The organism is Ruegeria lacuscaerulensis (assembly GCF_013033355.1).
GTDB classification, from domain to species: domain Bacteria; phylum Pseudomonadota; class Alphaproteobacteria; order Rhodobacterales; family Rhodobacteraceae; genus Ruegeria; species Ruegeria lacuscaerulensis_A.
This window is the reverse complement of sequence record NZ_WQDY01000001.1, coordinates 38,002-49,155: the sequence shown is the minus strand read 5'-3', so window position 1 is coordinate 49,155 and position 11,154 is coordinate 38,002. Positions and strand designations below refer to the sequence as shown.

Genomic DNA, 11,154 nt, shown 5'->3' with positions numbered 1-11,154 from the left:
TTCCTTTTAGTGATTGTCGCGTGGCATGAATCCTCGCGCGATATCGTGGTAGTTTTCTGCCCCCTTGAGCGTCATACCGCGATCCAACCGATCTACTTTTTCGCGGAAAATTTCCTGCCACGGGGATTGGTTGGGCGGCATTAAATACCCACCCTTTGCCTCCAGATCGCGGGCGCGTTCATGCAGTTCTTCGAGCGAAACCAGCATATCTGCTGTGCCTTTGCCAAGATCGATTCGCAGTCGGTCACCATTTCGCACTAAGGCCAACCCACCACCCTCTGCAGCTTCGGGTGAAGCATTCAGGATAGACGGGCTTCCTGATGTTCCGGATTGCCGTCCATCACCGATGCAAGGAAGGGCTTCGATGCCTTGTTTCAACAAATATGCGGGCGGACGCATGTTCACGACCTCTGCGGCACCTGGGTAACCTTTTGGTCCTGCTCCGCGCATAATCAGAATACAGTTTGCGTCGATGTATTCTTCGGGATCATCGATCCGATGGTGAAAATCCTCAGGCCCATCAAACACAACCGCCCTGCCCTCAAATGCACTAGGATCATCCGGGTTCGACAGGTAGGTCTGTCGAAATGACTGTGAGATCACAGATGTCTTCATAATCGCACTCTCGAACAGGTTACCCGAGAGATTGATGAACCCCGCCTGTTGCTTAACCGGGCTATCAACAGTCTTGATTACTTTGCTATTCTGAGACCGGCGCGCCGAGCAATTATTGCCCATCGTCTTGCCGTTCACCGTTATCGCATCGGGATGCGGCAGCAATCCAGCGTCAAGAAGCTCTCCGACAACGGCGGGTACACCTCCGGCCTGTTGGTAATCTTCGCCCAGGTACTCACCCGCAGGCTGCATGTTAACCAACAGTGGAACGTCGTGGCCAAGTTTCTGCCAGTCATCGTTGGTCAACGGAACACCAAGATGCCGGGCGATTGCATTCAGGTGGATCGGCGCGTTCGTCGATCCGCCAATCGCAGAGTTGATAACAATCGCATTCTCAAAAGCCTGACGTGTCATCACATCGCTCGGGCGTAGATCCTCCCAGACCATGTCCACAATGCGTTTACCCGTTTCATAACTGATTTGACCGCGCTCTCTATACGGGGCTGGAATGGCTGCTGATCCGGGCAATTGCATACCCAAGGCCTCAGCAAGCGAATTCATGGTCGTTGCTGTTCCCATCGTATTGCAATAACCCACCGAAGGTGCTGCGGCGGCTGCGATCTCCATGAACTCATCGGTGTCTATTTCGTCAGCCGCAAGGTCTTCGCGCGCTTTCCAAATAACCGTTCCCGATCCGGCGCGCTCACCTTTCAACCAGCCGTTGAGCATGGGACCGACCGACAGGGCAATCGCCGGGATGTTGACGGTCGCAGCGGCCATAAGAAGCGCGGGCGTGGTCTTGTCGCAACCAATGTTCAGAACAACGCCATCAATCGGATACCCGAATAGACTCTCAACCAAGGACAGATAAGCCAGGTTGCGGTCGAGTGACGCCGTTGGCCGTTTACCTGTCTCTTGTATCGGGTGGACCGGTATTTCGATGCACGTTCCCCCGGCGGCGATGATTCCATCGCGAACACGTTTTGACAATTCGATATGATGCCGATTACAGGGGCTCAAATCACTGCCGGTCTGAGCAATGCCAATGATCGGTTTGCCTGATTGCAGTTCCTCACGGGTCAATCCGTAATTCAGGTATCTTTCCAGATACAATGCCGTCATCTCAAGGTTCTCAGAATTCATGAACCACTTGCGAGATCGCAAATCTTTTTTTGATACTTTTGTCATTGGCCTGACCAACCCCCGTCAATTATGTGCGTGTGTCCAGTGGTGAATGCACTTTCATCGCTCGCCAGATAGACGACCAATGCAGCAATCTCTTCTGCTTTCGCTACACGCCCCATAGGCTGTCGCGCCACAAATTGTGCAAGGGCCTCTTCTCTGCTGCCCAGTTGCTCGCCCAACGCATCTACGCGGTCACGCCAACTGGGACTGTCGACTGTTCCCGGACAAATGCAATTGCACCGGATTCCTTTTGTTATGAAGTCCACGGCTACCGATTTCGTCAGCCCAACAACAGCGGCTTTTGTCGTTCCATATACAAAACGATTTGGCGCACCGATTATGGAACCCAGTGCGGAAGACATATTGATTATCGAGCCTCCTCCGCGCTCTAGCATTCCCGGCAATACAGCCTTTGTCGTGCGCACCATTGAGCGCACATTAAGGTCCATGGCGAAATCCCACTCTTCATCGGTTGCATCCAGAATAGTTCCGTGATGCACGAACCCTGCGCAGTTGAACAAAACGTCCGGCTTCGCTCGCGCGACCCCATGATGAATGCTGTCATTATTCGTCACATCCATCTCGAAAATTTCGAGATTTTCGAGATTCTGACCGCGAATCAAATTTAGTTTTTTGGGGCTAATATCCGTCGCATAGACTTTTGCACCCTCTCTTGCCATTGCAATTGCGCTTGCAAGTCCGATCCCCTGTGCGGCGGCTGTGACCAGGACGCTTTTTCCCTTAAGTCTTTCTGACATATAAATATTCCGACCTCAAAAGTGGCGACTGGACAAGTGTTACGTCGTCCCACAGATCAACCGAGAAGCAAAGAAACCTTGGCGGATTTGCAACGACTTCTGGCATGTGGGCACAGAGCCGTTAGCGTATGACAGAGATTTTGGTTTGGCCATAACCATGCGTGGCGCACCTTCGGAAGGACAGTAGATGATGAGCAAGCAGTTCAAAGTGGCTCTGTTGGGAACCGGCCTGATGGGAGCTCCTATGGCGCGGAATATTTTGCGCGCCGAGTTTCCGCTCACTGTATGGAACCGCAGCTTGAAAAAGGCAAACCCGTTGGCAGCAGAAGGCGCGACATTGGTGGAAACTGCCCCGCTGGCGGTTTCGGGTGCAGACGTAATAATAACCATGCTCTCGGATGGATACGCGACCGGCGCGCTACTTGCTGACGAGGCTTTCCGCGAGCAACTCAAACCGGGGATGATCTGGATTGATATGTCGAGCGCCAAACCCGAACACGCAAGAGAGCAATCCGCGCAGCTTTCCTCGATGGGGGTGCTGCATCTGGACGCCCCGGTTTCCGGTGGCACCAAAGGTGCCGAAGCTGGCACCCTTGCGATCATGGTCGGTGGCGGTCAGGACGTTATGGAGCGCGTGCGACCGGTTCTGACAGCAATGGGCCGGCCTGTGCATGTTGGCCCAAGTGGTTCTGGTCAATTGTGCAAATTGGCCAATCAAACAATTGTCGCTGTAACAATATCGGCAGTCGCCGAGGCGACTCTACTGGCTCAGCAAGGCGGTGCGGACCCCACCGCGTTGAGGGCCGCACTAAAGGGGGGCTTTGCGGATAGTATTATCTTGCAACAACATGGCGAACGCATGTCTGATGGAAATTTTACACCCGGGGGTTTGTCTAAGTTTCAACTAAAGGATTTGGACAATACGCTAGAGGAAGCGGGAAGCCTTGGCGTTGAGCTACCTAGCACCCGATCTGTGCGCGACCGTTTCGAATATCTGATAGACGAAATGGATGGGGCCGAACTGGATCATTCGGCTTTGTATCTAGAACTCAAAAAACGGAACGGAATGCTGTGACGCGGATCCTGATTATAGGCGGCGGAGGAATGCTTGGCCAGAAACTGGCCCATCGCGTGTCGATCCAAGAAACCTTTGGAGCCGATGCCCAAGTCTCACTGTTCGATCTCTCGTTCCCGCCCGACAGTGCGGCAGGTAATCAAATTGTGGGGAACTTGACTGCGACAGGCATAGCTAAGTCTTTTGCTATGCAGCGGCCAGACGTCATTTTTCATCTTGCAGCTATCGTTTCAGGCCAAGCTGAAACAGACTTTGCGTTGGGTTGGGATGTAAACCTTATGGCAACGTGGGCACTGCTGAACGCACTTAAGGATGAAGACGAAGCTTCAGAAAGCGAGTACACACCTCGCCTGGTTTTTGCCTCGTCCATAGCAGTTTTCGGGTCACCATTCCCCGAAAAGATAAGCGATGAATTCCTCTCGGCACCTTTGACAAGTTACGGAGCGCAGAAAGCGGCGGCTGAATTGATGATCACGGATTTCAGCAGGAAAGGATATATCGACGGTATTTCCTTGCGCTTGCCCACTTTGTGTGTGCGCCCGGGCAAAGCCAACGCTGCCGCTTCGTCCTTCTTTTCAGGTATAATCCGAGAGCCATTGAATGGGGATGAGGCTGTCTTGCCAGTTGCCGACACCGTTCGCCACTGGCACGCCAGCCCCCGCGCCGCTGCGACTTTTTTGACCCACGCAGCAACAATGGACACGCAGCTTTTGAATGACAGACGCGCATTGAACATGCCTGGCGTAAGTTGCACCGTCGCCGAACAAATCGAAGCTCTGCGCAAAGTGGCCGGCCAAGAAGCGGTTGGCCTAATCAGGCAAGAACCCGACGAGACAATCGAACGAATAGTCAAGAATTGGCCGCGAGACTTTCAAACAGATCGCGCTCTGGATTTGGGGTTCAAGGCGGAATCAAGCTTCGACGAAATCATTCGCGTGTATTTGGAAGACGATTTTCGGCTTTAGTCGCCCATCGTCTTTCCAGTTAGATGGCGTTCCAGATGGTCGTGAATTTTCTCTCGTGTTAACTGCTCATCCCCTGACAATGCTGCTTCAAGTATATCGGCATGGTGTCTTATGTTCTGAGAAATGAATTCAAAGTTCCGGTCTGCCACCATCAACTGCTGTCTGAATTGCGCGTAAACTCGGCTATGCATTTGTTTTAAAGTTTCCGAGCCACAGGCAGAAATAAGTGTTTCGTGAAATTCCTTTTCCGAGGCAAACCATATCTCGATAAGGCCGCTCGGGTCGTCTGTGGCGTGAATGCGTTTTTCGATATGGCTAAGTTTGTGATGTGCGGCCGTCAATCTTGCTTCCCAATCCACCCCGCCATTACGGATCGACATTGCGGTGCCTTCGGCCTCCAACAGAACACGGACGTGCGTCAATTCGATAAGCTTCTGCGGCGAACGCATTGGCACGCGGAAACCTTTTTGTTCCTGAAAGTCCACCAAACCAACAGCGGCCAAACGAAAGAGGACTTCACGAACGGCGCTCGCAGAACAGCCATACACTTTACGAAGTTCTTCAGCCCGCACCTTGGCTCCATGCTCGAATCCATTAGAGATCAGGCGCATCTTAAGATCTTGATAAATATCTATTTCGTCGTTCATTCCAGTATGCACCTTCAAGTTTTGTCCAAGTAGCGTCCTAACCTTATTTTCGAATTATCGCAAGAATCTCGAATTTTTTTAAAATTTCAATTTTTTCTTGTTGCATTCGATTCGTCGGCTTAACGTTTACCTGCGCGACAGCAAAGGAGGCGGCAAGATCTTCCACACCGCGCACGCTCAACGTCTGGGAGGACAATATGAAAATAGTCAAGACAGCGGCCCTGGCGGCCGTAGCCACGACAATGGCAGCCGGTTTCGCGATGGCTGAAACAACGAAGCTTAGAATTCAAACCCATTTTTCGCCCGAAACTCTGTCAGGCCAGATGGCTGCAAAATTCGTTGAAGACATTCAGGAAATGTCGAACGGCGAAATCGAAGTTGAAATGTTCTATTCCTCTTCGGTGGTCAAATCAGTTGAAACCTTCGATGCCGCAGCTACCGGAATTCTGGATTGCGACATGACGGGCGGCGGCTATCAGACCGGTAAAAACCCGGCCTTCCAGTTTGCGGGCGACCTGCTCGGCGGATATCAGAACCCATATCAGCAAATGGCTTGGCTTCTTCATGGCGGCGGAAGAGAAGCTGTAAATGATTTATACAACGGCTACGACATGGAATTCATCGGATGGTGGATTCCCGGGCCGGAGTCGCTTTCTTCGACCAAGCCGATTGCAAAAGTGGACGACTTCAAAGATTGGAAATTCCGCTCCCCTCCAGGCCTTGCGACCAAAGTGTTCGCGGAACTTGGTGCTTCTCCGATCGTTATGGACTTCAACGAAATCTTCACAGCTTTGGAAACCGGCATCATTGATGGTGCGGATGCTGCGAACCTGACGAACAATGTGGGCCTGGGCCTGTACGAGATCGCAGGTCACACAAACTATCCCGGTTTCCACTCGATGCCCGCGGACCACCTTGCCTGTCGCAAAGACGTTTGGGAAGCAATGCCCGCGCACCATAAGAAGATTATGGAAGTCGCAATGGATAGCCTGGCATTGCACAATGCGACCATCAACGAAGTGCAGAACGCTCAGACTGCAAAAGACCTGAAAGCAAAAGGCGTTCAGTTGTACGAATGGTCGCCTGAAGATCTGGCAGCCTATCGCGCGGCCGTTCAAGTCGGGTGGACTGAGTTCGCAACGACCCCTGAAGCACAGGCGCTGCTGGAAAGCCATATCAACTTCCTGCGTGACCTGGGCGCGATGCAGTAGTCAGGCTGCGACCGACTTACGACACACGGAAAGGCCGCACTAGCGGCCTCTCCGGTTCGGCGCCGGGATCCAGAGCTTCATGAAAATCACCAGAATAATAAGTCACGTACTGCAGTACGACATGCCGGAAGTTCTGGGCTACTCGCAACAGTATTATGACAAGCGTACAACTCATCTGGTCGAGGTTCAGACAGATGAACGGGTAACTGGTTGGGGGGAGTGCTTTGGTCCCGGAAACGTAGCCATTGCCAACAAATCCATCGTGGAAAAGGTCATCCAACCAATGGTTCTTGGCATGGACCCTTTGGACAAAGACGTGATCTGGCACAAGGTGTACAACCTTTTGCGAGACCATGGCCAAAGCGGAATGCCAATACAGGCTTTGTCCGGTGTGGACATCGCACTTTGGGACATCACCGGCAAAATCTCTGGCCTCCCCCTCCATAAGCTTGTCGGCGGCGCACATCGCGCAAGCGTTCCTTGCTACGGCTACGGCATGATGCTCAGGGATGAACCGATTTCCAATCTGGCCAGCCGTTTTGAGGATGAAGCCTCAAAGATCAAGGAGATGGGATTCACCGCCACCAAAATGAAAACGGGCTTTGGCCCGAAGCCTGATGTGAAGCTGTGCGAAGCCGTTCGACGCGGGGTTGGTGACGACTTTCCCTTTATGGTCGATGCAAACCATGCCTATACGACTTCGGACGCATTCTACGTCGGTCGGTCGCTGGAAGAACTGGACGCATATTGGTTCGAAGAACCCGTCGCGCCAGAAGACATTGACGGATACCGCGAATTGCGCACTTCGCTGAAAGTCAACATTTCGGGCGGTGAGACGGTATTCAATCGCTGGGCCTGGCGCAGTCTTCTTGAAAATCGCGGCATCGATATAGCGCAGCCAGAAGTTTGCGCTTTGGGCGGTGTTTCAGAGTATCTCAGGGTACTGGCCCTATGCCACGCACATTTCACTCCGGTCGTAAATCACGTCTGGGGTAGCGCCATCGCTGTCGCAACTAATCTGCAGTTACTGGCGGCCATGCCAGCGACTCCAGGCGGCTTGCATCCGTGGGAGCCGATGCTGGAGTTCGACACAACGGACAACAAGTTTCGGGACGATCTGCTGACCGTACCGCTGGGAATTCAAAATCAGGTCAAGGCCAACAACGGTCGTGTCATGATACCGACTGGGCCCGGACTGGGTGTCGAGCCGGATCGAGACTTTATCGATCACTACAGGATCGAAGGATAGGGACGAGGGTTACGCGATGCACAAGAATTCAGGCGGACCAATTGAATGGCTCATACCGTTGGCCTTCGTAGCGACGGCCAGTTGGCTTGTTTGGCATCTCCCTGCATTCCTATTGGATTGGCTGCCCTACACCTCTGAATCCCTCAAAAGTCAGGTAACAGAAATATATCTGCGCAGCGACATCACGCCCGAATTGTCTGGCGTGTTCGGGGGTTATGTCGACATCATCGACGTCGCCGCGCTCGTCCTTCTACCGTTTCTTGCAGTGATTGGCACCAAGACAGTGCGCCCAGCGACGATGGAGTTCGAAGGCACGACGGTTATGGATCGTTTCGCCCTGTTCATAGGACGAGTTACGATGATGATGATCGCAATCATGACTGTCGTCATGCTCTACGAAGTCTTCATGCGCTATATCCTGGAAAAGCCGACCGAGTGGGCCAACGAAATGACACTTTGGTTCGCCAGCTTTGTGTTTTTGATGTCCGGCTACTACGCCATGCAGCAACGCAGTCACATTCGAATATTCCTGCTCTACGACGCAGTTCCACGTTGGCTTCAACGCGTTTTTGATACGGTTTCGACAATACTGATCGTGCTGTTTGCCTTCTTTTTGGTCTACGGCAGCTACAAACAGGTGTTCGTCAACAAGCTCTATAAATGGGAGCTTTATGGCTCAGCCTTCAATCCTCCGATCCCGGCGACGTTGCAGCCGATGGTGCTGATCGTGATTACGCTCGTCGCAATGCAAGCAATTTTGAACTTGATCGCTGATTGGAACAAAGAACCGGAAATCCACACAGATGAACCGGACGAAGACGAAATTGAAATGATCAAACGAGCGGTGGGACAAGACTGATGGATATTGGAACAATCTCACTCATTCTGATGGTCGCCCTGATCGTGCTTCTGGCGATCGGAATGCCCTTGGGTCTGGCCTCGGCTTCGCTTGCGGTTCTGGTTCTTGTCCTGAAGTTCGAACCGACACTGCTTTTGAACCCGTTTTCATTCGGCGACGGGGTTCTCACCGGTCGGCCAGGGACTGGGCCGCTCTATATCCTGGCACAGAAAATATACGGGCTCTTAACGGACTACGTGCTCATATCAGTGCCATTGTTTATCTTCATGGCGTCGCTGCTAGAGCGGTCCGGGATCGCGCGTGACATGTATTCGTCGCTGAATGTCTGGCTGTCCAGAACACGCGGCGGCATCGCGATCGTGACCTCGATCATGGCGGTGATCATGGCAGCCATGTCCGGCATAATCGGTGGTGAGGTTGTCCTGCTGGGACTTATCGCCCTGCCCCAGATGCTGCGCCTAGGGTACGATCAAAATCTCGCGATCGGCGTCATCTGCGCCTCGGGTTCGCTGGGCACCATGATCCCTCCCTCCATCGTTCTGATCATCTATGGGCTGATCACCGAAACCTCGATCAAGTCGCTGTTCACCGCGTCTTTCATTCCCGGCTTCATGCTGGCCTCGATGATCATCCTGTACATCATCATCCGCACGCAGTTGAATCCTCATCACGCTCCGCTGCCGGAACCGGATCCGAACGACCCCGAACCGGCCGAAAAACGCAAACTGTTTGGGGCCTTCATGAGCATCGTCGTCGCCGGATTTTCCACCGTTCTGTTTATCCGGGCCGCGTTTTTCGAGCTCTCAGGCTCGAACGCTGCCAGCCAGGGCGAGCCCGCGAGGCTGGGAACGGCTGACTACATGCCCTGGTTTGCCGGCATCACGATCGTTGCCCTTCTGCTGATCTTCTTCGTCTTTGGCAGAGAGCGCGCTAAAATCGGGTGGGAAATGGGCAAAGGCCTCGTCGCTCCGCTGGTCGTCATCGGCGTCGTGCTCGGCTCGATCTATGGCGGGATCACAGGCATCACCGAGGCTGCGGGCATGGGCGCCTTCGCCGTTCTGATTATCGCCATCCTGCGGGGCGAAGGATCGTTCGAGCTGGTTTGGGACAGCTTGATGCGAACCCTAAAATCCACAGGCACCATCATCTGGGTTACGATCGGGGCCGCCGCGCTGGCGGGTGCCTACACCATTGCTGGCGGGCCCCAATACGTGGCTGACCTAATCGTCGGCCAGGAGCTGCCAACCATGCTGGTCATTCTGGTGATGATGCTGATCTTGCTGTTCATGGGCGCATTCATGGATTGGGTCGGCATCGTGCTGTTAATTATTCCGGTCTTTCTGCCGATCGTCCTGCGCCTTCCTATCGAAGAAATCGGAGTCTTTGGCCAGTTGGAGCCGAGTCATGTCGCCATCTGGTTCGGCGTCGTGTTCTGTATGAACATGCAGGTCAGCTTCCTCTCGCCCCCATTTGGCCCGGCCGCGTTCTACCTGAAGTCGGTGGCCCCGCCACATATCAGTCTGACGGATATCTTCCGCGGCTTCCTGCCATTCATCGGGATCCAGTTGCTGGCGCTTTCCGTTCTTCTGATTTGGCCGGGCATAATCGCGCTGCTGTTGTGAGGTCGCACCCATGCTGACACAAGATCAGATTGGCAAGTTCCAGACGGACGGATACCTCGTGGTCGAGGATGTTATCCCTGCCGATGTCCTTGATCGTGTACAGACCGAATACTCGGATGTCCTGAGCCGGCTCTATGACGGTTGGTACGAAAAAGGGCTGGTCAAGGACGAACCGTCTGGAATGACCTTCTGGGACAAACTTCTGTCCGCTTATCAGGCCGGTTGCGACTATTTCCAGCCGCTGGACATCTCGTTGCCCGGCGATCGGATCATGGCGGACACACCGTTCCATATCGGGCCTGCAGTGTTCGACTTGCTAACGGCCCGGCCCATGCTTGACATTGTCGAGCAGTTGATCGGGCCAGAGTTGGTGAGCAATCCAATCCAGCACGTTCGGCTGAAGCCCCCCGCTCTCAAGCTGTCCAAGGATGAGGTGCGCGCGCACATCACAGCGACGGACTGGCATCAGGACCGGGCGGTTGCGTTGGAGGATGCGGATCAGACCGACATGGTCACGGTGTGGATTGCCGTCAACGATGCAACGCTCGAAAACGGCTGCCTGCAAGTGCTGCCAAAGGCGCAGGACCAATCCATCCTACCGCATTGCGCGCGGACGCAGACTGGTATTGCCGACGGATTCATTGACGAAGGCCGGGCTGTGCCCCTTCCTGTCAAGGCGGGCGGGATCATCCTGTTTCACCCTCTGACGCCACATGCTTCGCTGGTCAATGAAACGGACCGGTTCCGCTGGTCGTTCGACGTTCGCTTCAGTGCGGCAGGCCAGCCCACCGGTCGAGACCATTTCCCCAGCTTCATCGCGAGGTCCAGATCGCACCCCGAAACCGAACTGCGAGATTGGCGTGTCTGCAATTCCAATTGGGAAGCGGCGCGAGCAAGGCTGTCCGGACAACCGCACATAGATATTCACCGATGGACATCGGACTCACCGTTCTGCGCCTAGCTGCTGC

Annotated in this window: 10 protein-coding genes; 7 read left to right on the top strand and 3 right to left on the bottom strand. The window is 53.9% G+C overall.

Going from position 1 to position 11,154, the window contains the following annotated elements:
• Positions 1-6: 6 nt before the first annotated feature.
• Together GOW48_RS00235 and GOW48_RS00230 are read right to left on the bottom strand one after the other, a co-directional pair.
• Entirely contained in the window at positions 7-1,803 is a 1,797-nt protein-coding gene (locus tag GOW48_RS00235; protein ID WP_170750463.1) for an IlvD/Edd family dehydratase, read from the bottom strand.
• A complete protein-coding gene (locus GOW48_RS00230) occupies positions 1,800-2,558 on the bottom strand; it encodes an SDR family oxidoreductase (RefSeq protein ID WP_170396183.1) in 759 nt (252 codons plus the stop codon). The genes GOW48_RS00235 and GOW48_RS00230 overlap by 4 nt, the downstream gene beginning before the upstream one ends.
• 190 nt (positions 2,559-2,748) lie before the next feature.
• Between GOW48_RS00230 and GOW48_RS00225 the strand changes: the two genes are divergently transcribed.
• Positions 2,749-3,633, top strand: coding sequence for an NAD(P)-dependent oxidoreductase (locus GOW48_RS00225; RefSeq protein ID WP_058277441.1), 885 nt, complete (start codon positions 2,749-2,751; stop codon positions 3,631-3,633).
• Positions 3,630-4,598 carry a D-erythronate dehydrogenase gene (gene denD / locus GOW48_RS00220; RefSeq protein ID WP_170750461.1) on the top strand — a complete coding sequence of 323 codons (969 nt, stop codon included), beginning with the start codon at positions 3,630-3,632 and terminating at the stop codon, positions 4,596-4,598. The genes GOW48_RS00225 and denD overlap by 4 nt, the downstream gene beginning before the upstream one ends.
• Here the strand turns inward: denD and GOW48_RS00215 are convergent.
• Positions 4,595-5,245, bottom strand: coding sequence for a GntR family transcriptional regulator (locus GOW48_RS00215; protein ID WP_170558351.1), 651 nt, complete (start codon positions 5,243-5,245; stop codon positions 4,595-4,597). The genes denD and GOW48_RS00215 overlap by 4 nt on opposite strands.
• Positions 5,246-5,442: 197 nt before the next feature.
• Here GOW48_RS00215 and GOW48_RS00210 point away from each other — a divergent pair, with 197 nt between their 5' ends.
• The 5 genes from GOW48_RS00210 to GOW48_RS00190 all read left to right on the top strand — a co-directional run bounded on the left by GOW48_RS00210 (position 5,443) and on the right by GOW48_RS00190 (position 11,147).
• A complete protein-coding gene (locus GOW48_RS00210; protein ID WP_170558353.1) occupies positions 5,443-6,456 on the top strand; it encodes a TRAP transporter substrate-binding protein in 1,014 nt (337 codons plus the stop codon).
• A gap of 79 nt (positions 6,457-6,535) precedes the next feature.
• Positions 6,536-7,705: a mandelate racemase/muconate lactonizing enzyme family protein gene (locus tag GOW48_RS00205; RefSeq protein ID WP_170750459.1), complete on the top strand. Its 1,170-nt coding sequence runs from the start codon at positions 6,536-6,538 to the stop codon at positions 7,703-7,705.
• A 16-nt stretch (positions 7,706-7,721) separates the two neighbouring features.
• Positions 7,722-8,564, top strand: coding sequence for a TRAP transporter small permease subunit (locus GOW48_RS00200; RefSeq protein WP_170558357.1), 843 nt, complete (start codon positions 7,722-7,724; stop codon positions 8,562-8,564).
• Positions 8,564-10,186, top strand: a complete 1,623-nt coding sequence (locus GOW48_RS00195; RefSeq protein ID WP_170558359.1) for a TRAP transporter large permease — start codon at positions 8,564-8,566, stop codon at positions 10,184-10,186. Before GOW48_RS00200 ends, GOW48_RS00195 begins: the two co-directional genes overlap by 1 nt.
• Before the next feature lie 10 nt (positions 10,187-10,196).
• Positions 10,197-11,147 carry a phytanoyl-CoA dioxygenase family protein gene (locus GOW48_RS00190; RefSeq protein ID WP_170750458.1) on the top strand — a complete coding sequence of 317 codons (951 nt, stop codon included), beginning with the start codon at positions 10,197-10,199 and terminating at the stop codon, positions 11,145-11,147.
• Positions 11,148-11,154 lie beyond the last annotated feature (7 nt).

Coding starts and splice junctions, on each gene's coding strand:
- GOW48_RS00215 (WP_170558351.1), bottom strand. CDS start 5,245: ATGAACGACGAAATAGATATTTATCAAGATCTTAAGATGCGCCTGATC.
- GOW48_RS00190 (WP_170750458.1), top strand. CDS start 10,197: ATGCTGACACAAGATCAGATTGGCAAGTTCCAGACGGACGGATACCTC.
- GOW48_RS00195 (WP_170558359.1), top strand. CDS start 8,564: ATGGATATTGGAACAATCTCACTCATTCTGATGGTCGCCCTGATCGTG.
- GOW48_RS00230 (WP_170396183.1), bottom strand. CDS start 2,558: ATGTCAGAAAGACTTAAGGGAAAAAGCGTCCTGGTCACAGCCGCCGCA.
- GOW48_RS00225 (WP_058277441.1), top strand. CDS start 2,749: ATGAGCAAGCAGTTCAAAGTGGCTCTGTTGGGAACCGGCCTGATGGGA.
- GOW48_RS00235 (WP_170750463.1), bottom strand. CDS start 1,803: ATGACAAAAGTATCAAAAAAAGATTTGCGATCTCGCAAGTGGTTCATG.
- GOW48_RS00200 (WP_170558357.1), top strand. CDS start 7,722: ATGCACAAGAATTCAGGCGGACCAATTGAATGGCTCATACCGTTGGCC.
- GOW48_RS00210 (WP_170558353.1), top strand. CDS start 5,443: ATGAAAATAGTCAAGACAGCGGCCCTGGCGGCCGTAGCCACGACAATG.
- GOW48_RS00205 (WP_170750459.1), top strand. CDS start 6,536: ATGAAAATCACCAGAATAATAAGTCACGTACTGCAGTACGACATGCCG.